The organism is Cochleicola gelatinilyticus (assembly GCF_001637325.1).
Lineage (GTDB): Bacteria > Bacteroidota > Bacteroidia > Flavobacteriales > Flavobacteriaceae > Cochleicola > Cochleicola gelatinilyticus.
The window spans coordinates 972,016-996,449 of the sequence record NZ_LRXL01000026.1 but is presented as its reverse complement, the minus strand read 5'-3'; the positions used below and the strand labels follow the sequence as shown (position 1 = coordinate 996,449).

The following is a 24,434-nucleotide window of genomic DNA, read 5'->3' as shown; positions in this document are numbered from 1 at the left end:
TACCTTCTTGCAACAAGACATCAAATCATAAAAAAATTTAACCTGTGCTCAACCATAAAGTAACAGTGTGTTTTCAGCGCTCCTTTTTATCTACGAAGCGCTTGCCTAAAAATGATAAAATGCATTTTCAAAATGTTCGATCTGTTCCACATGTTTATTTTTTAACACCGCAATAATATCGAATCGGGTTTCTATATCGATGTTGTTTGAAACGACATATTCGTTCGCTGCTTTTACTAATAATTTTATTTTTGAAGGGGTTACAAAATCTTGAGGATCTCCAAAAAAAGCACTATTCCTAGTTTTTACTTCTACAATTGCAAGGGTGTCCTCTTTTTGTGCAATAATGTCGATCTCGGCTTTTTGAAATCTGAAGTTGCGATCTAAAATCTCATACCCATTACGCAGCAGATAATCTACGGCCAGTTGCTCTCCTATAATTCCAAGTTCGTTGTGATATGCCATCGTTCTTAAAGGTAGCCATTTATTTGGAATTGAAATTTTTAAAACACAACTTCTACATTCGCATCAGTTACTGTTAATGTTACTGTTCTCCCCATAACCAGTGCTCGATTATCTTGAATGTGCCCAGCTGGGAAATCATAGCAAACCGGAAAGTCGTAGGTTTTCACTGCATCGTGAATAATTTGGTTCGCTGTTTTTCCAAACGGAATGGTATTGTCACTCATGTCACTCATTCCGCCTACAATCAGGCCTGCAAGATGTTCTAATTTTCCCGATCGTTTTAAGTTCATCATCATTCGGTCTACGTGATACAGCATTTCATCCAAGTCTTCAATAAAAAGAATTTTTCCTCTTGTATCAATATCTGAAACGCTACCCACAAGCGAATACAATAACGATAAGTTGCCCCCAATAAGTTGTCCTGTAGCGTTTCCGTTTCGATTATCGACAGCGCTTTCCGAAGAAACATTTATTCGATAATCCCTTCCGAAGAGTACCTTAAAAATACTTTGTCTGGTCGCTTCAGATTTTGCCTCTAACTCCAATGGCATTTGTGCATGCAATGTTTCTATTCCGAAGTTATGAACGTGCGAATGCAACACTGTAATATCACTATACCCTATCAACCATTTTGGATTCTTTCTGAAAGCTGAAAAGTCTAATGCGTCTATAATGCGAACCGTTCCGTAGCCGCCTCTTGCAAACCAAATGGCATCAATATTGGGATCGTCTAGCATGGTTTGAAGGTCGTTCGCGCGTACTTCATCGTCTCCCGCAAATTGTGCTGCTGCTGCTCCGATACTCTTTCCTAATACGACATGTAATTCCCACGAAGCTAAAACTTGTAAAGCAGGTTCGAGTTCTTTTTTGGTAATTTTTCTGGCTGTTGAAATAAGTGCTATTGTAGCTCCTTTTTTAAGAAATGGAGGTGTTTTCATAATGTGAAATTACATAATTGAATATAGTAAATAATAGGCTTCTTAATAAAATTTTGAAAAACACCCGAAGGTATCGACGCGCGTAATTAAAGTAATATAGTGCAATTAATTTTTAGAAAAGCGCTTTATTTTTTATCCTTCATTCTTCCGAAGATAAAATCGTTATTTTTGCACTTTTACAAAAGCTATGAGTCAAGATCCAAAACGATATACTATTACTGCCGCACTTCCTTATACCAATGGTCCCGTTCATATCGGGCATTTAGCTGGAGTGTATGTGCCTGCAGATATTTACGCTAGATTTCAACGTCTTCAAGGGAAAGATGTCGCCTTTGTTTGCGGAAGCGATGAACATGGAGTTCCCATTACGATTAAGGCAAAGAAAGAGGGAATAACGCCACAACAAGTGGTCGATAAATACCATGCGATCATTAAAAAAAGTTTTGAAGACTTCGGAATTACCTTCGATAACTACTCACGTACTTCTGCAAAAGTACATCACGATACTGCATCAGATTTTTTTAAGAAATTATACAACGACGGAAAATTCATCGAGGAAGTGACCGAACAATTATACGACGCGGAAGCAAATCAGTTCTTAGCCGATCGTTTTATTGTAGGAACGTGTCCTAAATGTGGCTTCGAAGAAAGCTACGGAGATCAGTGCGAAAACTGTGGAACGTCTCATAACGCTACCGATCTTATCAATCCGAAAAGTGCAATCTCGGGAAATACTCCTGAATTAAAAGAAACCAAACACTGGTTTTTACCGTTAGACCAATACGAGTCGTGGTTAAAAGAATGGATCGTAAAAGGACATAAAAAAGACTGGAAAACCAATGTTTACGGACAATGCAAATCATGGATCGACGACGGTTTGCGTCCCAGAGCCGTAACTCGTGATCTCGATTGGGGAATTCCAGTTCCTATTGATGGAGCCGAAGGAAAAGTATTATACGTATGGTTCGATGCTCCCATCGGCTATATTTCCGCAACCAAAGAATGGGCCGAACGGGAAGGAAAAGACTGGGAGCCGTATTGGAAAAATGAAGACACCAAACTACTTCATTTTATTGGAAAAGATAACATTGTATTTCATTGTATCATCTTTCCGAGTATGTTGAAAGCAGATGGAAGTTACATCCTCCCAAACAATGTTCCTGCAAACGAATTTTTAAACCTAGAAGGCAACAAAATATCCACTAGTAAGAATTGGGCGGTGTGGTTGCATGAATATCTAGATGACTTTCCAAATCAGCAGGATGTGTTGCGTTATGCGTTAACAGCCAATGCCCCCGAAACAAAAGACAACGATTTTACGTGGGCAGATTTTCAGGCACGAAACAATAATGAGCTGGTAGCAATCTTCGGAAACTTTATCAATCGTGTGGTTGTGCTTACACATAAATATTACGATGGTGTGGTGCCGGAAGCTTCAGAGTTTTCTGAAATTGACACCCAAACCTTAAACGAATTACAAGCCTATCCTGCCGTGATCTCAAGTTCGATCGAACGCTATAGATTCCGTGAAGCACAGGCAGAATTAATGAATGTAGCCCGCTTAGGAAATAAATACTTGGCCGATGAAGAGCCTTGGAAAACCATTAAAACAGACGAAGCGCGCACTAAAACAGTGATGTATGTCGCATTACAAATTGCTTCTGCATTGGCAGTATTAAGTGAACCCTTTCTTCCGTTCACTTCGGAAAAATTAAAGAAAGCACTTCAGATTACCAAAGGGTCTTTAGAATGGAACGATGTTTCAACTAAAAAAGAACTGCTTGCTTCGGGACATACCATTGCAAAAGGAGAGCTGCTTTTTAGTAAAATAGAAGACGAACAAATTCAGAAACAATTGGACAAATTGGAACAGAGCAAACAGGATAATGCCATGGCAAATAAAAAGGCAGAACCACAAAAAGACACCATTCAATTCGATGATTTTACCAAACTCGACATGCGAGTAGGTACCATTATTGAAGCAGAAAAAATGCCAAAAGCGAAGAAATTATTAGTGCTGAAAGTAGATACTGGTATTGACGTTCGCACCATTGTTTCAGGAATTGCAGAAAGTTTTACTGCGGAAGAAATTATTGGTAAACAAGTAACAGTATTAGTGAATCTTGCACCACGAGCCTTGCGAGGTGTAGAAAGCGAAGGCATGATCTTAATGACGGAAGCTCCTGACGGGAAATTGGTATTTGTAAACCCGGATACCGATGGGGTAACAAATGGCGCCACGATTAATTAATTTTTAAAAAACTCTAAATGAAGCCCTTCTTTGTTCTCTTAATTTGCTTTGCACAACCCTTTATTAACATTGCGCAAAACAAATTTTTAACCGTGCCGAACGATTTAAAAAAAGGATCTAGGATAGTTAAGGAAGTATTTACTGTTGCGAACAAAAACAATGGTGATTTTGCACTTTTTATAGATGACAATAAGACTTTAAATGGATATTTATATAACAAAAATAAAGAGCGAATAGGGGCATATGCTTCCGATGGACTTCCTAATAAATACGACGAAATTATTGGAAAGATTATTGAAGGAAAAAAAATAATATTATTTCTGAAAGATCGAAATGAAAAGAAGTTCGGGTATGTATTGTACGATTTTGATAAGAACACAAGTAAAGAGGTGGAACTCGATCTAAAACTTAAAAAAGAGCGTTTTCTTCAAGTGATAAATGCACCCGACAGATCGTATGTTATTACTGTATCTAAAAAAGGATCACTTTTAAAATTATATGAATTTGCAATCGATGGGACATATACTCCGCATATAATTGACCTATCTGCAACTATTTTTAAAGATAAATATGGAAATCCGAGTAACTTATACGACGCGATGTCGAGCCCTGCTGGATTTTCTTCATTTCTCTCGGCTGTTAATATTAGTTATGAAACACCCACTACCATCGAAACTGCTAGTGAAACCAATAAAATTTTTGAGAACGAAAACGGTTTCATTTTAACCTTAGATGCCAGTCCAACTGAAACGTATATAATTTCGGTAGATTTTAAAAATATGGATGCCTCAACTAATATATTTTTAACACCACAACTTCCTGCGAATTTTTCTACAAACTCACCGAAATCGAATTCATTTCTTTTTAATGATTTGCTTTTTCAGATTACAGGTTCGAACGATGCCATGATTGTTACCACAAAAAAAGTTGAGACTAAAGAAGTTGTTAAAAGGCTAATGGTTACAAAAGAAGATACAATTTCATTTAAAAACACTCCAATTATCCAAGAAGGAAGCGGGTTTGGACCAAAGCTTAGAAATTTAGAAAAAACCTCTAAATTCTTGAGAAAGATTTCAACTCAGAAGATCGGTCTAGCAGTACGAGAGGTAGAGAACGACATCTATCACATTACTATAGGCGGTATTGTACAACATAATAATACTGCTCCCATGATGATGGGAGGAATGGGCGGATTGGCAGGTGCAACTATCGGTGCTGCTGCGGTTAGTTTTAATCCAACCTACTTTGCTTATAATAGCTATACAACTACAAAATCTACCCGAATAGAGAGTTTGTTCGATACTTCTTTTGCTCATGTTCCGGGATCGATTGAAACCAATGTTTTTGATAAGATCCAATTATATGTAAAGGAAAGCCATATGCCTAAAAAAGCTGAAACTATTTTCCCTTATAAGGATTCCTATATTTACGGTACTTACTACTGGCAGGAAGACAAATATGAACTCATTGAATTTCCTAAGTAGACGTGCTTAAAATAGCTTACCACCCCATTTTTACCCACCAATTGCCTTTGGGGCATCGGTTTCCCATGTCGAAATATGAGCTTTTACATCGGCAATTATTACACGAAGGCACCTGTACGGAAGCTAACTTTTTTGAACCAGGAATGCCTTCAAGAGAATCGTTACTGGCTGTTCATTCAGAAAGCTACATTTCAGCATTACAGAACTTAACCCTATCTAAAAGTGAAGTTCGTAAATTAGGATTTCCACTAAGTGCTAAACTCGTAGAGCGTGAGCATATCATTACGCAAGGTACTATTGAAGGATGTTCATACGCCATTGATAATGGAATTGCCATGAATATTGCAGGTGGTACCCATCATGCCTATCCGGATCATGGTGAGGCATTTTGTTTATTTCACGATCAAGCAATCGCAGCAAGACAGCTTCAGAAATTGGGAAAAGTAAAAAAAATACTCTTCGTAGATCTGGATGTACACCAAGGAAATGGGACAGCGGTGATCTTTGAGAAGGATCCTTCAGTTTTTACCTTCTCCATGCACGGAGCGGGAAATTATCCTTTCAGAAAAGAAAAGAGTAATCTTGATATTGCAGTGCCAGACGGCACGGGCGATGACGTATTTCTTTCCGAATTAAAAAAAACATTGCCCCGATTAATTGAGCAACAAAATCCCGACTTTATCTTCTACCTCAGCGGAGTGGACATTTTGGAAACCGATAAATTAGGCAGGCTTACTTGCTCTATCGAGGGCTGTACAGAACGCGATCGTTTTGTACTTACTACCTGTAAAGAAGCTGGAATTCCAGTTCAAGTAAGTATGGGCGGTGGCTACTCTCCAGATATAAAGACCATTCTAGAAGCCCATGCAAACACCTATCGAATGGCACAGGAAATTTATTTTTAATGGGCATGAAGAACAAGGACAAAAAAGAAAAAAAAGGACTCAAAAATAAATGTTGTGAAAAGTACCTTAAAAAAGGAGAACACAAACGCTGCAAAAGATGTCCGTGTTTCGATATGCCCCAAAAATCTAAAGAACAGAGATTTAAAAAACTTGGGTTGCTAATCGAAGAATAAATTCTATGTAATTATATCTTATAACCGAGATTAGTAGATCCACAATTTTTAGGCGCTTATTATGTTAATGTCTAAAATCATCCTATCTAGGTGTTAGTGAATTTCTATATTTAAGCACTAATTTATAAATATAAGCTATGAAAAAAATTATGCTATGGAACGCCCTCTTTTTGTTGATGGGCTTTTCAATGTTCGGACAAACTGCTCCAGAATGTGGAGGTAAATTTTACGATACTGGAGGTCCTGATGGGGAATATTCTAACAATGAAGACTATTCTGTTCTAATTGAAGCTGATGATCCCGCCAATTTTGTAACCATTAATTTTCTTACACTCGTGGTTGAGAACGGATTTGATTTTTTAAGAATTTACGATGGAGATGACGCGAGTGCTCCCGAACTAACTCCTTCCTCTGGAGCTCAGAGTCCGGGAACATACACTTCTACAGTTGCTGGAGGTAATTTATTTGTAACATTTATTTCTGATATTTCGGCTACACGATCAGGTTGGGATGCGGATATTATTTGTTCACCAAATCCTCCTTGTGTTCCTCCAACTGGTTTATTATTAACTGAGAACACTGAAACGACAGCCACTTTCACATGGAACGAAGAAGCAAATGCTACCAACGGATATACACTTTCGATTTATAATGAAAATGACGATCCAACAACATCGCCACCAATTTATACCGAAGACCTAGCTTCAGGAACAACAACTGCTACAGCTACGGGTCTTTTAGGGGGAACTACTTACACTGCTTGTATTGCCTCATTATGCGATGCCAGTGAAACTTCCAACATATCGTGTATTACTTTTAATACGGCTTTCCCTCCTCCAGTTTGCGGCGGTAAGTTTTATGATACAGGAGGTCCTGATGGCGAATTTCAAAATAATGAAGATTACACCATTACGATTTTACCCGAGAATGACGGAGACCTAGTAACAGCAACATTTCTATTTGTTGAGAATACGACGTTCGATGTTTTAACCGTGGATGTTGGAGATGGAGTGGAGCAAGTGGTACCCGAAGTACCCGAAGGAGAAGACCCTGTTGTTTACACATCTATAGCTACAGACGGATCTTTGATTTTCCATTTTACTTCTTCTGGAGTAAATCCAAACCCAGGTTGGGATGCAGATATTACGTGTGGTCCACCACCAACCTGCGATGCTCCGGATAATTTTATGTTAGACGAAACAACTGCAAATACCGCTACCTTCTCTTGGGACGAAGTGCCTAATGCTACAAATGGTTATGTGCTATCTGTTTTCTTAGAGGATGAAGATCCTACTACAGCAACACCTGTATCGACGCAACTAATCGCCGCAGGAACTTTTTCTGGTACTGCAGACGGTTTAGCACCCGCTACGACCTACGATGCCTATATCGCAGCAGACTGTGATACAGACGGTCCTTCTGCAATGGTAAAGGTTACCTTTTTCACACCACCAGTAGCACCAGTTTGTGGAGAGAAATTTTATGACACTGGAGGACCCGATGGAGATTTTCAAAATAATGAAGACTATACAATTACCATTACTCCAGATAACGAAGGAGATTTGGTAACGGCAACTTTTGTTTTTGTGAATAATTCTGATTTTGATTTTCTAATGGTAGATATTGGAGATGGTGTTGAACAAGTGGTTCCAGAAATTCCAGCAGGAGGTACCCCTATCTCTTATACATCGATTGCCCCAGATGGAGAATTAATATTCCATTTTGTATCCTCTAACATCGTTCCTAACCCGGGATGGGATGCAGATATTACATGTGCTCCTCCATCGTGCCCAACACCAGAAAATTTCACAGTATCGAATGTGACAGAAATGGGTGCCGATTTTTCTTGGGACGCTGTTGCTGAAGCGGCAGACGGATATATTTTAGGAATTTTTAATGATGGTGACGACCCTACCGTAGATGATCCTATTTTTAATACCGGATTTATTTCTGAAACCACAGCTAGTGTAACAGATTTAGAAGCCGACACAGCGTATGATGTTTATTTAGTTAGCATTTGTAGTATCGAAAATGAAATCTTTTCTGACTTTGCCTTTGCTGAATTTACAACTACGTTACTTGGAGTTGAAGATATATTAGAGAGCGAATTTGTGCTTTTTCCAAACCCAACTACTGGCAAGATTACCTTTAAGTCTCCAGTGAATATAGAGCAAGTTGCTGTATATTCTATATTAGGGAATAAAGTATTAGAAAGTACTCCAAATACAAGCAATTTTGAGATCGATCTAACTACTTTATCAAATGGAACATATTTTATTAGATCCACTTATGACGATACAGTCGTTGTAAAAAAGGTTATTAAAATGTAGTAATTATAATTTTTAATTACGAAAGGTCACTCAATCTAGTTGAGTGACCTTTTTTATTTTCTGAAAAAGAATCCTTTTTAAATATCAATTTTTTTTAACCTAAAATAAAAATAATGTAATTTTAAAAAGGAAAAATCGACATATTCGATATGACAAAGAAATTCACAGAATTCGCAACAGGCGCTTTGCTTCAAATTGGTAATGAGACATTGCTTGACACTTTTAAAGAAGTAAAACAAAGTGGCTTCTTTATCTTTATAAGAACTACTACAACGCCAGCGCAGCTCATTGTAGATCACGTACCTGTAACACTTCCCAGACAAAGCATTATAGCCCTTACACCTCTGCAATATTTGCAATTTCAAGAAGGTGATGACCTATTGGTCTATCAATTTAACCGCGAATTTTATTGCATTAAGCACCATGATAACGAAGTTGGCTGTGCTGGTTTACTTTTCTTCGGAAATCAGCATATACCCCTGCTAACCTTAGATGAAAAACAACTGGACAGTTATACGTTAATACATAGAGTTTTTTTAGAAGAGTTTGAAAATAACGATGCGATACAGGCAGAAATGCTTCGAATCTTACTTGCGCGATTTATTATTAAAACTACACGTTTACTAAAAACGAAAACTTCGAGTGTAGCAACTACTAACACCAAGCAAGACATGGTTCGTCACTACAATGTACTAGTAGAAGAACATTTTAAAAAAGAACATTCTGTTGCTTTCTATGCTAAAAAATTATTTAAATCTCCTAAAACCTTATCGAACACCTTCTCCAAATTAAATAAAAGTCCGTTACAGATAATCCACGACCGCATTATTCTAGAAGCAAAACGTCAGCTTACCTATACAAGTAAAACTACAAAAGAAATCGCCTACGACATAGGTTTTGATGATGCTTCCCATTTAAGTCGACTTTTTAAAAAGCAGACTGGAATGTCCCCTACGCTATTTAAAAACGGATCCCGAACCACTCAAAATCTCCATTTATAGAAAATCGGGAATAATTGACATGACACTGGGAATTCTATCCATTTTTTAAAGGGTGTTCACTTCGCATCTTTGTAGTGTACAATAAAGTATTACACTGAGCATAAAGTTTCAGTAAAAAAATAACGATATGAATACACTACAAAAAACACTCGCATTAATAATCATTCTATTAATACCGTCAGTTAATCTAACTGCCCAAGATTATAAAGAGCAATTAGCTCCTATTTATATTACTATGGCAAAAGATCAACAGGTGAGCACAAATTCTTTTACAACGTTACATCGTAAATTAATTAAAATAGAAACTTTTAAATTTCGAAATGAAATTAAAAAAGCTGATTTAAACCAAAGTATTCTAGTGTTCTTTTCAGATGACGCATTCTTTACCATAGAAAAGGCCGAGTACTTAAAATTAATTCGGAAAGCAGCAAACCGAAGCGAAAACGCCTTAGAATTTACAAATTTTCTAAAAAAACGTCTTCCAAAGATTGAAGGCTATTTAGAAAACGATGCTTCATTATTACAACTTTTTGAAGTTGCTCAGGAGCATACAACTCACGGTAAATTTCATTCATTTCCCGAATTCTACAGCATATAATTATTCATTGGCAATATAGATAGCCGCACCTCAAATTATCAAAGTTTCAGATCGACTGAAACAGGATCCATTTAAAACAATTTCAAAATGAGATATTCACATACCTCCGTTTTTAATTTAATAAAAATCTTCCGTCAAGGAAAAAGCAAAATAGTACGACAGTTAAATGCAGTGTCTCATTGTGAGCACCAGCATATACATGACTATTACTGTGATGCAGAACGACCTTTTATTCAGTAAAAAAATATTTATTATAAATTTAAAAGTACAATTATGAAAACAATACAAGTTCCAACGAGAAACCAAGTACATGAAACAAATCAAGCTATTTTCGACACGTTAAAATCAAAGGTTGGATTTGTTCCTAATCTTTACGCTACCTATGCACATAGTGAGACTGCGTTAGAAAACTATCTTAACTTTGCAAACGCAAAAACTTCGTTATCTACAAAAGAAAAAGAAGTTGTAAATCTTGCCGTTAGCGAAGTAAACAAATGTACCTACTGTCTCTCTGCACATACGGCCATTGCAAAAATGAATGGTTTTAACGATGACCAAATTTTAGAGTTAAGACGAGGAATTGCCTCTTTCGATTCTAAGTTTAATGCACTCGCGGCATTAGCAAAAAATATTACAGAGAATAGAGGAAAAACAAACCCAGATGTTTTAGAAAAATTCTTTGAAGCAGGATATACAGAAGGAAATTTAATCGACACTATTTCTTTGGTTGGAGAAAAAACAATCTCAAATTACTTACATAATACGACTCAGGTTCCTGTTGATTTTCCAGAAGTACAGTCCTTAGAGGCAGCTATTGTATAAATTATGTTTTTTCAATGATAAGCTTCAAAGGTATTAATATATTTATGTGCCTTTGAAGTTTTTTAGCTTTCAGAATCAAGCAGTGCTAAACCAAATTTAAGCTTCCAATATGGCATTTTTTGCTCAAAATATTCAAAATATGGTTTTAGCCCTTCGGAATCGGTTAAAGTTTCCTTCGCTTTTTGAATGGCTGCTTTTTCTTCTGAAGTAATAAATCGATTTAAATCTACAGAATCGACCGACTGAAACAAATAGGATAAATGACTAATAATGGTCGTTTCTTTTAAATTGCGAGCTTCTGCCATTTCTGAAATTGACAAACCTTCCTCGTACAATTTAAGTGTTTCATTATGCGTATCGCCTTTTTTAGTTTTTTTTCGTTTCTTTTTTGAAGTCGGTTTTACGTTCGATCCTTGATGTACAGATATAACCTTCAGAAAGGGTTCGGCATACTTTTCAAGTTTTGCTTGTCCTACACCCAATATAGTAGCAAACTCTTCTTCCGAAGTTGGCATTTTTTGCTCCATATCCTTTAAGCTGGCATCGCTAAACACAACGTATGCAGGTACGCCCATATCTTTCGCTAAAACTGCGCGCAATACTTTTAATTTTTCAAAAAGGCTTGTTGCTGCAGGTTTATTAATTTCTGCTACAGCCTTTTTCTTTTCGTCGGCTTCTAAAATATGTGCAAGCTGAACTTTTTTATTTTCAAACAGAATTTTCTCTGCTAGAGGGGTTAATAGCAAACGTCCTTTCTCATGAAATCGAATTTCAAGAATGCCCTGATTCAACATCTGGATAATATATTGTTGTAAGTCACGCCAAGATACCTCTTTTGCAGCACCATAAGTTTTAATGTGCTGATATCCTTTGTCGTACACCGCTGCATTTTTAGCACCACGAAGTACATCTAAGACCATTCCGAGTGGCTCTGTGCCTTTTAACCTGTAGATAGCAGAACATACTTTTTGGGCCAATAAAGTACCATCAAAATACTCTGGAGGGGCCGTACATATGTCACAATTTCCGCAGTCTTCAAATAAATGTTCTCCAAAGTAATTAAGCAAGGCTTTACGCCGACAACTTAATGCTTCTGCAAATTGTTGCATGCGTTCCAATTTTGCTAGTTGATAGGCTTCGGTTGGTGTTCCCTGCATGAATTTACGCAACTGAATAACATCAGCAAAACTGTAAAACAATAACGCATGTGCATCGAGGCCATCCCTTCCGCTACGACCAATTTCCTGATAATACCCTTCAATATTCTTAGGCATGTTGTAGTGAATTACCCAACGAACATTACTCTTATCGATTCCCATTCCGAAAGCGATGGTTGCAACGATAATTGGGATACGATCGTTTACAAAGTCATCTTGAATGCGGTTGCGTTCTTCCGAAGATAGTCCGGCGTGATACGCCTGTGCATGATACCCTGAATTATTTAATTTAGCAGCAATAGTTTCGGTACTTTTCCTACTTAAACAGTACACAATACCACTTTCGTTTCTAAAATTTTTTAAGAAAGAACTAATTTGCTTTAACCGATTCTGCCCTGGACGAACATCTAAATACAAATTGGGCCTATCGAACGAAGTAATAAATTTTTTAGCCTTCGGAATACGCAGTTGCTGCATGATATCTGCCTGAGTCGCTTTATCGGCTGTGGCTGTAAGTGCAATTAGGGGTATCTTTGGAAATTGCTGTTTTAAATGTCCTAGCCGCGTGTAAGCTGGACGAAAATCGTGCCCCCAAGATGAAATACAATGCGCCTCATCGATTGCAAATAAGCTTATTGCAATTGTATTAAGTAATGGTTGTAATAATGATAAACTTTCGGGAGCCACATAGAGTAATTTTAAAGCCCCATTTTGTAATTCATCCCAAATTTTTTGTTGTTCTTCTGAAGCTTGAGAACTATTGTAAAATGCCGCCGATATTCCATTGGCTTGCAACGCATCCACTTGATCTTTCATAAGTGCAATAAGTGGAGAAATTACAATTGCAGTTCCGTTTAGCGCTAATGCGGGTAACTGAAAACACAACGATTTTCCACCTCCAGTAGGCATAATTGCTAAAGCATCTTTGCCTTGCAAAACATTTTGAATGATCTCTTTTTGGTTTGGACGAAATTCGTCGTACCCAAAATGTTTCTTTAGTAGTTCGTGAATTCTGGAATTAGTTTGTAAGTCTGTAGCGTTCGTCATGGATGGCAAAGTTACATAAAATTGGAGGTGAGACTCCGCCCGAATATGCCTAATTAAGCATCCCGGGCAGAATCGAATAACTCCTATTTTCCTCCTAACATTAAAAGTTCGTCACAAACAATTTCGGTGGTATATCTTTTAGTTCCTTCTTTATCTTCCCAAGAACGAGTGGTAAGCTTTCCTTCTACTGCCACTTCTTTTCCTTTTGTAACATACGTTTCTACAATTTCTGCCGTTTTTCCCCAGGCCACTACATTGTGCCATTGCGTATCTGTTACTCGTTCTCCCTTCTGATTTTTATACGTTTCGTTCGTGGCGACATTAAATTTTGCTAATTTTCTTCCGCTATCTAGCGTGATAATTTCAGGGTCATTTCCTAAGTTTCCAATCAACTGTACTTTGTTTCTAAGTGTGCTCATGATTTTAATTTTTATGTGATAAACAGTTAAGATAATTCGAACCTCGATGATTCGATGGTACAAAGATGGGATAGCAACATAGCAGAAGTCGGGTATTACACACTTACTTTCGTTTATAGTCGTTTACAAATGATTGTAAGTGTTTGAAAATAGATTTAATTTTTAAACCTTCCCTTCATCTTTCTTACCTTGTAGGCGAATAACCGATAATTTCTACTACAAAAATATAGACTATGGATTATCCCTTTATAGCGGAAAAAAATTTTGATAAAGAAGATTATTCATTAAAAAAATTACAAAGAGGAGATTACGAAGCATGTATGTTTACGAATTGTAATTTTTCCAATTCCGACCTTTCTAAAATTCAATTTATAGAATGTGAATTTTACGATTGCAATTTAAGTACGGCAAATATTCATCAAACTGGATTTCAAAATGTGCTCTTTAAAGACTGTAAACTTTTAGGGCTTCAGTTTTCAAAATGCAGTGATTTTGGATTCGCTTTAACCTTCGATAACTGTCAACTAAACCATGCTTCCTTTTATCAGAAAAATCTCTCCAATACAACGTTTACTGCTTCTAAAATTCAAGAGGTTGATTTTTCACAATGTGATCTCAATGCTGCGCTTTTTAATGATTGTGATTTATTGCATGCGGTTTTCGACCAGACGAATTTACGCACAGCAGATTTTAGAACTTCACATAATTTTACCATCGATCCAGAAAGCAATCAACTTAAAGGAGCCAAATTTTCTTTAGCATCGATTGAAGGATTACTTACTAAATATGGCGTTATAATAGAATCCTAGCACCTAGTTTACTAATTAATTTCGATAAAAATTTAGCAGTCTTTTCACAATTTGTAACACACTATTAACTAGCCATCTCGAGTTACTCATTTACCTTTATGTTACAAAAACAAAAAAAACTAATTGCTATGAAAAAGACAAAATTTATAATGCTATTATTTCTTGGCATAAGCGCATCGCTTTTTGCCCAAGATGATGAATTAATGGATACCGATGCGGATATGATGATTAATGAACAACTACTTACCGATGCTACGGAAGCTAAAGAAGCTATGATCAAAGTAGATGCTAAAATCGAAACTCATTTTGACAATGCTTATGGATATGTGGTTTTTCCAAACGTTGGAAAAGGGGCACTTGTAGTTGGAGCAGCGTCTGGAAATGGAATTGTTTATGAAAACGGTGATGTTATTGGAACTGCAAATCTTAAACAATTAGATATTGGTCTTCAAGCAGGGGGTCAAGCTTATCGCGAGGTTATCTTTTTTGAAAACGAAAGTTCTTTTACAGATTTTAAAGAGAATGACTACAAATTTGCTGCAGGAGCGTCTGCCGTTGTCTTAAAATCGGGAAAAGGTGTTAAGGCTGAATACACCGATGGAGTTGCTGTTGTTGTATTGCCAAAAGCTGGCCTAATGGCGGAAGCTGCCGTAGGTGGACAGCGAATTTCGTTTACTCCTGCCGAACAATAGAAAAATAATTTAAATTTTTTTAAGAAACCGTTTCAATAGCGACATAATTATTAAGTGTCTCTTTTGAAATGGTTTTTTTATTAAAACGAGTAAGTAGCTGCTAATATTAGATTTCTTCCTGCAGCAGCAATTCCTGAAGAGTAGGGACGGTAGCGTTGATCTGTTATATTTTCTAAATTAGCATTAAGTTGCAATTCTTTAGTAATACTGTATTGAGTACCCAAATTTAGCGTATACCACTTTGGAGCATAGGGATTGCCATTGAAATCTTTAGCAAATAAGAAGTCATTACTTGCCTGACTTGGTGCAAGGTCTTCAAAATCGAATTGACCGTTGTACTCTACAAAAGCGTCAAATTTCCATTTATTAGTTTTAAAAATAAGGTGTCCGTTTCCAAACTGGGGTGCAGCATGGCGAATGGGGTTTTGGTCACCGTTATCATCTTCTTCATAACCATCGGTAATACTATATTGCCCTGTAAGTTGTAAAGCTTCAGAAAAATTAACTTCGATCCCTGCTTCAAATCCGTAGACTTCTGCTTTAGCGGCATTTTGAATCGCTTGTACATTGCTTGGCTCTCCTTGATAATTGATCTCCGTTTGACCTTCGATGCTGAAATCACGACGTACTAAGGCATCTTTTAATTCGGTCATATATGCAGCTACATCTAACTTTACTACATTATCGAAATTTAAGGCAACTCCTACTTCACCATTATAGGCATATTCTGCTTTTAGGTCTGGGTTAGGCACCACAACACTTCCAGGTTCACTATCGAATATCTTTCCGACATCATCGATATTGGGAGCTCGAAATGCGGTTCCGAAGTTCACACGCCATCCAATGGTTTTATTCGGGTTCCATGCAATACCTGCACTCCCAGTAATAGCGCTTGTGGAGGTGTTCGCTTCAGAAAAAGGAAATTCGTATACGGCTGGATCGAATGTTGCATCTAATTTAATCTGATTAAAACGCAGACCTCCTTGAAACGAAAGTTCTTCTATTAATTTTAATTGTATGCTACTGTAAGCGGCTATAGATTGCCACGTGGCCCCGTCAGGATATCGAGGTGTATCTACTTGAGAAATACCATTGGTTATATCGGTTTGTTTTCCTTCTGAATTCACTTTATTGAATACATACTCTGCACCATAAAATAAAATATTCTTTGAGCCTAACTTTTTTTCAAAATCTAATGCAGCAGTATATGCATTCACTTTTTCGTCGGTTTCAAATAAGGTGGCTGCTCCAAAATCACGATCGTTCCGACTTTCTTTAGATCTTTGGTATGAAATTGTAAAGATACTTTGGTCGTAGAGTGTAACAGATTCGGGTTTCGAAGTAATCTGAAGGTTTCCTGATAACCATTCTTGTGGACCATAATACCATTCTGCAGCTCTTAAACTTCCATTCCTTTTTCGGATAAGGCGATCGTATCTAGGATAATCGCTGGTAGTGGTATAAAACAACCCAACATTAAAGTCCCATTGTTTAGAGGGCATAAACCTTATTTTCTGCATTGCATTTATTTGGTCATATCCTGTCGGATTTTGCACTAATGGGTCTTCATTAGGAATCACAGTATCAACACCATTTACCGTTTCAACATATTCGGTTCTTAGGTAATCGTCTGGTCCATGATTTCCCATTCGTAAATCACCAAAATTGCTATAGGTCACACTGCTTAAAAACGCCCACTCTTTTGTACCTATATTTAGATCTATATGTCCTGTTTTTTCATTGTTAGCAGTGGCATATCGTCCTGTAGTGTTGCCAGAAAGTGATATTCCTTCTTCAAAAGAAAACTTTGGTTTTTTGGTATAAAAATTCATTACTCCTCCAATAGCATCACTCCCATAAACTACAGATCCTGGTCCGAGAATTACTTCGGTTTTTTCTACCGCAAAAGGATCTATTGAAATAACATTTTGAACATTCCCAGCTCTAAAAATAGCAGTGTTGAACCGAACTCCATCTACCGTAATTAACAATCGGTTGGTAGAGAAACCTCGTATTAACGGACTTCCACCTCCTAACTGACTTTTCTGAACATATACTTGACCGCTCGACTCTAACAAATCGGCAGCCGTTTGTGGATTACTAAAAAGTATGTCTTCACTACTTAAACTTAGTATTTGCTGAGGAATATCACGCCTTTTTTGTCCGAATTTTGAAGCGGAAACAACTACTTCATCTAAAGTACTAGAATCGGTTTTTAGATTTACAACAGTATTATTTATAAGTTCATTTTTAACGATAGACACCGTTATATGTGAAATATGTTGGAAAGTAAGCACTTCATCATCTAAAAATTTAGATAGAGAAACAAATCCATCGAAATCTGTAATTGCGCTTTTCGATTTGTCATTATTATAAATTGCAACTCCAGAAATAGGTAGTGATGAATTTTCCTCTAGTACTTGAATGGTTTGAGCATTTAAAGCACCATTGAAAAACATAAAAAGACTTAGTAAAAATGGTATGCGCATTGGTTAGTGAAATAGTTGGTTAAGCACTAAAAGAGACTTTGGTTTTTTATACCCCTGCAAATGTAATTGATAATACGCCAACAACAAATTTAGTACGTCTGATCGTTCTTTTTTAGTTAGTTTTATTTCACTGATTGCATCAAAATTTACACCGAAAAACTGCTTAAATGCCTCAATCGTAACACCTTCTTCCGAATAAATATCGGTACTTTCAGATTGAAAAAAACCTGCTGCGATATTAAAATATGGAGCTTCAATATCTGATGCATCGGGGTAAAATCCAAGATAGGCAGATAGCTTCAGAAGAAAAAGAATATGAAAATTTCCAATTGCGTCGTGAGTATCTAAATAATCGAAAGCAGCAGATAGAAAGTTAAATAAATCGGGGTTCGATTCTTCTTCTTGAATACAGTTTTTTAGCATTTCTGCTAAGAACATTACTAATGAAGATTTTACTACCTCGGTGTGCAACGTTTCATAAGGATGCAGAATTTTTGCTTCCCGAATACTTTCTAAAGTTCCTTTGTTTTTATGGTATGCTACCATCTCCAACTGAGTAAGAGGTTGAAAATAAGACGTTTTTAATTTTCCTTTTCTCGATTTTAAAATGCGGCGCAGTAAATAGGTTTTAACACCGGCTGCTTCAGTATAACACGTAACAATTAGGTCTGCTTCTGCATATTTTAACGAAGACAATACAATTGCATTGGTAGTAACAATCATTACCGAATTACCATTATTTTTGAAACTGCTGTTTCTAGCGCTTCTTCTCCTGTGATAATAACGAGATACACGCCAGATCGCACTTTATATCTTCCGAAGGCCGTGGTATCCCATAATACGCTACCGCCCTCGCTGGTTGTTTCGAATACAAGATTTCCTTCGATATCTGTAATCTTTACATTGGCATTAGCGGTTAATCCATCGATGGTGACATTCCCTGTGAAACCCGGACGTACTGGATTGGGAAATGCAAACACTTCTTCGAGGTTTTCTCGTGGAGCTGTTGCGCTACCATTATATGCAACTAATCCTTTGTCGGTGGCGAAATACACAACCCCAGTAAAGGAATCGATTGAAATGTCTTGAATATTATTTGAAGGGAGAGGAGAGTTTGCCTTTGTAAACCGAAGTAGTGTTTCTTGCCCATTAGGAGACAGATAAAACACCCCTGAAGTAGAAGTTCCAATCCATTTATTATTAGATCCATCGACTTCAATGTCTGAAATAAATTGCTGAAAAAGCAACTCTTGCGGCACTCCGTCTTCTAAAATTATGATGGGTTGTGTGTCGGTATCGGCATCTTCTTCGAAAAAACCACCTACATTAAAGAGAACTCGCAACCCTCTAGGAGTACCAATCCAAAGACGGTTATTATTATCGAAAGCCAAACAACGTACAGTATTGTTGGGGAGATTTCCATTTCCTAGGTCTTTTCCGATAGAGTTATAACTAGTATTATTAGGGTTGAACGCCATTAAACCATCGGCATATCCACCGAAGAAAACATACCCTTCTCGACTTATAGCCATTTCGGTTAATGGGTTTTCACTGGTCGGCTCGGAAATAAGTGGAGTAATATCAAACTTTTGAAGTTGTCCTCCGGCTGAGAGTCGCAAAATCCCCTCTTCTTTTGCAGATTGTACAAACCAAAGATTTCCTTGACTATCGAAATCGCTTCCGTAGATTCGCATTCCTCCCCCTTGACCATTTCCTTCTATTGTACTGGTGCTTTCATTATAAATAAAAAAATCATCAGGACTTGAAATCTTTATAATTCCATTTTCAAGTGAACTTATAAAAACCTCTTCTGGATTCTCTGGGTTAAGATTTACTTCTACAAGATCGGTTGCTGAAAAACCTCCTATTTTCTCTACTAAGTCATCATAGGTATAATTGGTCCAAATATTTTCCTTAAGATTACTAATACCTCGACGAGTAAGAGGAAAAGGGTTATACGAAACCGAAGGCTCTCCATAACTTACCCAAACTTGGCCTGGAGATGCATCGATACTATACGAATCGTTTCTAAGGGGTCCGTCTGGTAATATCTGAACCGAATTTTCATTGCTAAAAGGGATTGCTAACATTCCCAAGTCGAAAGTACCAATATAAAAAGTGTCATTAAATGCATATCCTGTTTGTATAGTAAATGAAAATTCTGAAGAAGTATTATTTACTATACCTTGAATAGCAAAGCCTGGACCATAAGCTCGTATTGCAGCTAACGTACTTAAAACCAGCACATCATTTTTCTCGGTAAAGCTAAGAATTTCCGCATTTCCAAAAGTTTGTACTGTTGTGATAGTAGGAACAACTTCGACACCTATACGCACCACCGAACTGCTCCCAGCATTTACCGCATACACCTCGTTTTGAAGCGGTTGAACTCCACTATAGTTTCCAAGAGCAATGGTTGTCCATTGTTCGTAATCGATTAAGTTTGGATTATCAATACTAGCCCTGCGAAGACCTCCTGTGGAAGATGCTGCATAAATATAGGGAGGTTGCACAGTAGTTTGTAAAATAGGAATGTTTGTACCAAAGTCTCCAATTATAAAACTATCTCCAAATTCTAATGAAGCTAGGTTAAATTCCGAAATTCCGAAATCGGCAGCTATATATAAAATACCTTCGTATTCATTAAAGTGATTAATTCTTTTTTCGTTGGGAGGTATGGTTGGTTTTTCTAAAATATCTACTACGGAAAGGATTTCTTCATCACTATCGGTTACAATTTCAATTAATCCATTTTCATAACCTATTACCAGCACTCCAAATTCCTCACTATAATAAAGGCTCGAAATTGTATCTCCTGAAAGCCCGTTAATAGTTGATATAGTTTCAAACTGAAGCGTTGAAAGATCGTACGAAAAAACAGCATTTTCTGAAGCAGCATACACTTTATCATTCCCTTGAGAAATCGCTCGTATAGATCCATACGAAAAATAGCCAGACCAAGTATCTTCGAAATTTTGAGCATTTACTGTGGAAGAAATACACGCTATAAGTAAGAAGACCAAAAAGTTTCTATACATAGTTAATTCTTTACTGAAACATAACACATTTTACAGGTAAATATTGCCGTTTAAAATTCAAAAAAGGTTGCCCATTGAGAAACAGGCAACCTTGTGATCTTAATTATATTTATTTTAATTCTGTTTTTGAAAACAAAATTAATTAAACTACTCCTTGTGCGAGCATTGCATCGGCAACTTTTACGAATCCAGCAACGTTTGCGCCTTTAACATAGTCTACATGACCATCACCGTCTTTACCATATTCTACACATGCTGCATGAATGTCATTCATAATAGCATGTAATTTTTCGTCTACCTCTTTAGAAGTCCAGCTTAATCGCAATGAGTTCTGAGACATTTCTAACCCTGAAGTAGCTACCCCACCTGCATTTGAAGCTTTTCCTGGTGCAAATAAGATTTTTGCTTTTTGAAAAACGGTAATTGCATCGGGTGTGCTAGGCATATTAGCTCCTTCACTCACACAAATACATCCATTCTTAACAAGCGTTTTTGCTTCAGACTCATCTAATTCGTTTTGAGTAGCACAAGGAAGTGCAATATCACATTTTACGCTCCATGGACGATCTCCTTCGGTATATTTAGCGTTTGGATATTTATCGACATATTCTTTAATACGTCCTCTTTTTTCATTTTTCAGCTCCATAACAAATGCGAGCTTCTCTTCATTTATTCCTTCACTATCGTAAATAAATCCTGACGAGTCAGAAAAGGTGACAACTTTTCCTCCAAATTCCATTGCTTTTTGAGCAGCATATTGTGCTACATTTCCAGAACCTGAGATCACTACTGTTTTTCCTTTAAAAGTCTCGCCTTGTGTTTCTAGCATGTTTTTGGCGAAATAAACATTTCCGTAACCCGTTGCTTCTGGGCGAATTAATGAACCTCCAAAAGATCGACCTTTTCCAGTAAACACTCCTGTAAATTCATTTTGCAATTTCTTGTATTGTCCGAACATAAAACCAATCTCACGACCTCCAACACCAATATCTCCAGCAGGAACATCGGTATTAGGACCAATATGTCTCGATAATTCGTTCATGAAACTCTGGCAAAAACGCATCACTTCATGATCACTTTTACCCTTTGGATTGAAATCACTTCCACCTTTACCACCACCCATAGGTAGTGTTGTAAGACTGTTTTTAAAGGTTTGTTCGAATCCTAAGAATTTTAAGATACTAAGATTCACACTTGGGTGAAAACGAAGTCCCCCTTTGTACGGGCCAATAGCAGAATTAAACTCTACACGGTATCCACGGTTTACATGAATCTCGTTATTGTCGTCGGTCCATGGCACACGAAACATAATAGTACGTTCCGGCTCCACCATTCGCTCTAATAATTTTTTCCCTTGGTATTTTTCATTCTTCTCAATAAATGGAATTACAGTTTCAGCTACCTCTGTAACGGCTTGAAGAAATTCAGGCTCATTGGGATTCATTTTTTCTACTCCTGCAATGAAATCTTTAATGCTTTGTTTCATTTTTAAAAATATTATGATTTTAAAATTGCTTCTGAAGGTTAAAAGTTCAAAAACGACTTCACGATTTATTTTAAGCTATTATACGATATCGAAATCGATTTCGTTATTTGAGTGCAAATATACCTTATTACGCAAAATCGGAATACTAATTTTATGTAAAAACATGAAATAGTTTCATTAAATTTCCCTGTTTGCCAAGATTTTATATATTTGTTCCGTCTCAATTTAAACCTAATCTACAATGAATACCAGAATTTTGCTATTGGTATTTTTACTTCTTGCTATCTCGAAACAAGAAGTTTATAGCCAACTGGGCTTTTCTCATGAAGTGGGAATTATAACTGGTCCTGTCGCATTTTACTCAGATTTCGGGGTTCGTAACGATTTTGAAACCAACTCCGGTAACGTGGGTATTGGTGTCGGGCTTGTTCATTATATTAATTTCGCTTACAGAGCTGATTGTAATTGCTACACGCGCGATAAATACTTTAACGATCACTTTAAAATTCGAACTGAAATCGATTTTCACAAAACAAGACTCGAGCACTTTGGAGAATTTGTTGCCCCAGACGAAGAATCGTTATTTTCTGAGCAGCTTCGTGCTATGACGGGAAGTTCAACAGTTATAGAAGTAGGCTCTCAATTAGAATTTTTTCCATTAAGTATCCGAGATTTTGCCGCAGGAGCATTTAAAGTAGCACCCTACGGAAGTCTTGGAGTGCATTTTGTAAGTTTCGATCCAGAAGTTACATCAACTCTTGGAGATATCGACACTAGTTTTACTACACCAGAAAAATATATTGGCTCTTTTCAACAAGAACCGGGAACTACATGGGCTGCGGTAGGTAGTATTGGAATAAGATACAAATTAACGCAATTAAGTGATTTGTTATTGGATAGTCGATGGACCTATTATTTTTCAGATTACGTTGATGGCTTAAACCCAACATTAGAAAACAATGGAACTAGACCTGTTCCTGAAAATAAATCGAATGATTGGACGTACTGGTTAAATATAGGATATATCTACTATCTAGATTAAACTCAACAATACCTTTAAACATCAGAAAACCGTTCATAATATGAGTTGTGAACGGTTTTTTTAATGTTCTTTTAATGCTAGCTATCCTATCCTATTGCTTGTTTCAGATCTTCAATAAGGTCTTCGGCATCTTCTACACCAACACTAAGACGAATCAACGAGTCTACCACTCCAATTTTTTCTCGCTCCTCTTTAGGAATACTCGCATGGGTCATACTCGCAGGGTGTCCTGCTAAACTCTCTACACCGCCTAAACTTTCAGCTAACGTAAACACTTTCAAGTTTTCTACAATCTGAATTGCTTCATTATAATTATTCCCTTTAGTGACAAAAGAAATCATTCCTCCATAATCTTTCATTTGTGATTTTGCTATACGATGATTTGGATGGGTTTTAAAACCTGGCCAATACACTTTTTCGATCTTAGGGTGATTCGCTAAGAATTCTGCTACTACTTTTCCATTTTCACAATGGCGTTGCATACGAAGATGAAGGGTTTTTAATCCTCGCAACACCAGAAAACAATCTTGTGGACCACAAATCGCACCACTTGCTTTTTGAATAAAATACAATCGGTCTGCCAAAACGTTTTCATTAACAACTAAAGCCCCCATTACTACATCACTATGTCCGCCAAGGTATTTGGTGGCACTGTGCATCACAATATCAGCCCCCAGTTCTAAAGGTTGTTGTAAATATGGGGTTGCGAATGTATTATCTACTGCAAGCAATATATCATGTTTTTTGGCAATGGCAGCCGTCGCTTTAATATCGATAAGATTCATCATTGGGTTAGTTGGCGTTTCTACCCAAATAAGTTTTGTTTTGTCGCTTATATAATGTTCTATGTTCGCTGCATTTTCCATCCCAACAAAATGAAACTTAATTCCAAAATCTTCATAAATAGAGGTGAATAAACGATAGGTTCCTCCGTAAAGGTCGCTCGTAGATATTACCTCATCTCCAGATTTAAGTAATTTAAGAATGGCATCGATCGCAGCTAATCCACTACCAAATGCCAAACCATGATTTCCATTTTCGAGACTAGCAAAAGCTCTTTCAAGCGCTGCTCGGGTTGGGTTTCCACTGCGAGAATATTCAAAGCCTTTATGACCACCGGGAGTTGTTTGTGAAAATGTACTTGTTTGATAAATAGGAGGCATAACAGATCCATATGCTGGATCTACATTTTTTTGCCCTCCATGAATTGCTTTGGTATTAAATTTCATAGTCCCTAGTTATTTATAGTATCGCTTCAATTTTTAATAAAATTTTTAGAGGAAGCGGT

General features: G+C 37.0%; 19 protein-coding genes. 10 read left to right on the top strand and 9 right to left on the bottom strand.

Annotation, left to right across the window (positions count from 1 at the left end; genetic code table 11):
- Positions 1-105 precede the first annotated feature (105 nt).
- Both ULVI_RS06575 and ULVI_RS06570 read right to left on the bottom strand, forming a co-directional pair.
- Positions 106-465 carry a YraN family protein gene (locus tag ULVI_RS06575; protein ID WP_068590932.1) on the bottom strand — a complete coding sequence of 120 codons (360 nt, stop codon included), beginning with the start codon at positions 463-465 and terminating at the stop codon, positions 106-108.
- Positions 466-503: 38 nt separating this feature from the next.
- The gene (locus ULVI_RS06570) at positions 504-1,403 is read right to left on the bottom strand and encodes a S66 peptidase family protein (RefSeq protein ID WP_068590930.1); all 900 of its coding nucleotides are present in this window, start codon (positions 1,401-1,403) and stop codon (positions 504-506) included.
- 187 nt (positions 1,404-1,590) lie between these two features.
- On the opposite strand from ULVI_RS06570, the gene metG reads away from it, so the two are divergent.
- The 7 genes from metG (at position 1,591) to ULVI_RS06535 (ending at position 10,967) form a co-directional block, all read left to right on the top strand.
- Entirely contained in the window at positions 1,591-3,654 is a 2,064-nt protein-coding gene (gene metG / locus ULVI_RS06565; protein ID WP_068590928.1) for a methionine--tRNA ligase, read from the top strand.
- 17 nt (positions 3,655-3,671) lie between these two features.
- Positions 3,672-5,138 carry a hypothetical protein gene (locus tag ULVI_RS06560; protein WP_068590926.1) on the top strand — a complete coding sequence of 489 codons (1,467 nt, stop codon included), beginning with the start codon at positions 3,672-3,674 and terminating at the stop codon, positions 5,136-5,138.
- 2 nt (positions 5,139-5,140) lie between these two features.
- Entirely contained in the window at positions 5,141-6,043 is a 903-nt protein-coding gene (locus ULVI_RS06555) for a histone deacetylase family protein (protein WP_068590924.1), read from the top strand.
- A 310-nt stretch (positions 6,044-6,353) separates the two neighbouring features.
- Complete coding sequence (locus ULVI_RS06550; protein WP_082830793.1) at positions 6,354-8,546, top strand: fibronectin type III domain-containing protein; 2,193 nt, start codon at positions 6,354-6,356, stop codon at positions 8,544-8,546.
- 149 nt (positions 8,547-8,695) lie between these two features.
- Positions 8,696-9,547 (top strand): helix-turn-helix domain-containing protein, encoded by an 852-nt coding sequence (locus ULVI_RS06545; RefSeq protein WP_068590920.1) that lies wholly within the window; start codon positions 8,696-8,698, stop codon positions 9,545-9,547.
- A gap of 127 nt (positions 9,548-9,674) precedes the next feature.
- The gene (locus ULVI_RS06540) at positions 9,675-10,145 is read left to right on the top strand and encodes a hypothetical protein (RefSeq protein ID WP_068590918.1); all 471 of its coding nucleotides are present in this window, start codon (positions 9,675-9,677) and stop codon (positions 10,143-10,145) included.
- A 273-nt stretch (positions 10,146-10,418) separates the two neighbouring features.
- Complete coding sequence (locus ULVI_RS06535) at positions 10,419-10,967, top strand: carboxymuconolactone decarboxylase family protein (RefSeq protein ID WP_068590915.1); 549 nt, start codon at positions 10,419-10,421, stop codon at positions 10,965-10,967.
- 62 nt (positions 10,968-11,029) lie between these two features.
- Here the strand turns inward: ULVI_RS06535 and recQ are convergent, their stop codons facing one another.
- Positions 11,030-13,171, bottom strand: coding sequence for a DNA helicase RecQ (gene recQ, locus ULVI_RS06530; RefSeq protein WP_068590914.1), 2,142 nt, complete (start codon positions 13,169-13,171; stop codon positions 11,030-11,032).
- A gap of 83 nt (positions 13,172-13,254) precedes the next feature.
- On the bottom strand, positions 13,255-13,590 hold the full coding sequence (locus ULVI_RS06525; RefSeq protein WP_068590912.1) for a single-stranded DNA-binding protein: 336 nt from the start codon (positions 13,588-13,590) through the stop codon (positions 13,255-13,257).
- Positions 13,591-13,823: 233 nt separating this feature from the next.
- On the opposite strand from ULVI_RS06525, the gene ULVI_RS06520 reads away from it, so the two are divergent.
- Positions 13,824-14,399, top strand: a complete 576-nt coding sequence (locus ULVI_RS06520) for a pentapeptide repeat-containing protein (protein WP_068590910.1) — start codon at positions 13,824-13,826, stop codon at positions 14,397-14,399.
- A 128-nt stretch (positions 14,400-14,527) separates the two neighbouring features.
- Positions 14,528-15,091 carry a lipid-binding SYLF domain-containing protein gene (locus ULVI_RS06515; protein WP_082830809.1) on the top strand — a complete coding sequence of 188 codons (564 nt, stop codon included), beginning with the start codon at positions 14,528-14,530 and terminating at the stop codon, positions 15,089-15,091.
- 80 nt (positions 15,092-15,171) lie between these two features.
- Here ULVI_RS06515 and ULVI_RS06510 read toward each other — a convergent pair whose 3' ends face one another.
- From ULVI_RS06510 to gdhA, 4 genes are all read right to left on the bottom strand, one after another.
- The gene (locus ULVI_RS06510) at positions 15,172-17,580 is read right to left on the bottom strand and encodes a TonB-dependent receptor (RefSeq protein ID WP_068590908.1); all 2,409 of its coding nucleotides are present in this window, start codon (positions 17,578-17,580) and stop codon (positions 15,172-15,174) included.
- A gap of 3 nt (positions 17,581-17,583) precedes the next feature.
- Positions 17,584-18,303, bottom strand: coding sequence for a DNA repair protein RecO (gene recO / locus ULVI_RS06505; protein WP_068590906.1), 720 nt, complete (start codon positions 18,301-18,303; stop codon positions 17,584-17,586).
- Positions 18,303-20,618, bottom strand: coding sequence for a type IX secretion system anionic LPS delivery protein PorZ (gene porZ / locus ULVI_RS06500; protein ID WP_068590905.1), 2,316 nt, complete (start codon positions 20,616-20,618; stop codon positions 18,303-18,305). The genes recO and porZ overlap by 1 nt, the downstream gene beginning before the upstream one ends.
- A gap of 142 nt (positions 20,619-20,760) precedes the next feature.
- Positions 20,761-22,104, bottom strand: a complete 1,344-nt coding sequence (gdhA, locus tag ULVI_RS06495) for an NADP-specific glutamate dehydrogenase (protein WP_068590903.1) — start codon at positions 22,102-22,104, stop codon at positions 20,761-20,763.
- Positions 22,105-22,345: 241 nt separating this feature from the next.
- Between gdhA and ULVI_RS06490 the strand changes: the two genes are divergently transcribed.
- Positions 22,346-23,146: a THC0290_0291 family protein gene (locus ULVI_RS06490; RefSeq protein WP_068590901.1), complete on the top strand. Its 801-nt coding sequence runs from the start codon at positions 22,346-22,348 to the stop codon at positions 23,144-23,146.
- Positions 23,147-23,232: 86 nt separating this feature from the next.
- Here ULVI_RS06490 and ULVI_RS06485 read toward each other — a convergent pair whose 3' ends face one another.
- The gene (locus ULVI_RS06485; protein WP_068590900.1) at positions 23,233-24,375 is read right to left on the bottom strand and encodes a trans-sulfuration enzyme family protein; all 1,143 of its coding nucleotides are present in this window, start codon (positions 24,373-24,375) and stop codon (positions 23,233-23,235) included.
- Between the last annotated feature and the right edge of the window lie 59 nt (positions 24,376-24,434).

Coding starts and splice junctions, on each gene's coding strand:
- ULVI_RS06575 (WP_068590932.1), bottom strand. CDS start 465: ATGGCATATCACAACGAACTTGGAATTATAGGAGAGCAACTGGCCGTA.
- ULVI_RS06570 (WP_068590930.1), bottom strand. CDS start 1,403: ATGAAAACACCTCCATTTCTTAAAAAAGGAGCTACAATAGCACTTATT.
- metG (WP_068590928.1), top strand. CDS start 1,591: ATGAGTCAAGATCCAAAACGATATACTATTACTGCCGCACTTCCTTAT.
- ULVI_RS06560 (WP_068590926.1), top strand. CDS start 3,672: ATGAAGCCCTTCTTTGTTCTCTTAATTTGCTTTGCACAACCCTTTATT.
- ULVI_RS06550 (WP_082830793.1), top strand. CDS start 6,354: ATGAAAAAAATTATGCTATGGAACGCCCTCTTTTTGTTGATGGGCTTT.
- ULVI_RS06545 (WP_068590920.1), top strand. CDS start 8,696: ATGACAAAGAAATTCACAGAATTCGCAACAGGCGCTTTGCTTCAAATT.
- ULVI_RS06540 (WP_068590918.1), top strand. CDS start 9,675: ATGAATACACTACAAAAAACACTCGCATTAATAATCATTCTATTAATA.
- ULVI_RS06535 (WP_068590915.1), top strand. CDS start 10,419: ATGAAAACAATACAAGTTCCAACGAGAAACCAAGTACATGAAACAAAT.
- recQ (WP_068590914.1), bottom strand. CDS start 13,171: ATGACGAACGCTACAGACTTACAAACTAATTCCAGAATTCACGAACTA.
- ULVI_RS06525 (WP_068590912.1), bottom strand. CDS start 13,590: ATGAGCACACTTAGAAACAAAGTACAGTTGATTGGAAACTTAGGAAAT.
- ULVI_RS06520 (WP_068590910.1), top strand. CDS start 13,824: ATGGATTATCCCTTTATAGCGGAAAAAAATTTTGATAAAGAAGATTAT.
- ULVI_RS06515 (WP_082830809.1), top strand. CDS start 14,528: ATGAAAAAGACAAAATTTATAATGCTATTATTTCTTGGCATAAGCGCA.
- ULVI_RS06510 (WP_068590908.1), bottom strand. CDS start 17,580: ATGCGCATACCATTTTTACTAAGTCTTTTTATGTTTTTCAATGGTGCT.
- recO (WP_068590906.1), bottom strand. CDS start 18,303: ATGATTGTTACTACCAATGCAATTGTATTGTCTTCGTTAAAATATGCA.
- porZ (WP_068590905.1), bottom strand. CDS start 20,618: ATGTATAGAAACTTTTTGGTCTTCTTACTTATAGCGTGTATTTCTTCC.
- gdhA (WP_068590903.1), bottom strand. CDS start 22,104: ATGAAACAAAGCATTAAAGATTTCATTGCAGGAGTAGAAAAAATGAAT.
- ULVI_RS06490 (WP_068590901.1), top strand. CDS start 22,346: ATGAATACCAGAATTTTGCTATTGGTATTTTTACTTCTTGCTATCTCG.
- ULVI_RS06485 (WP_068590900.1), bottom strand. CDS start 24,375: ATGAAATTTAATACCAAAGCAATTCATGGAGGGCAAAAAAATGTAGAT.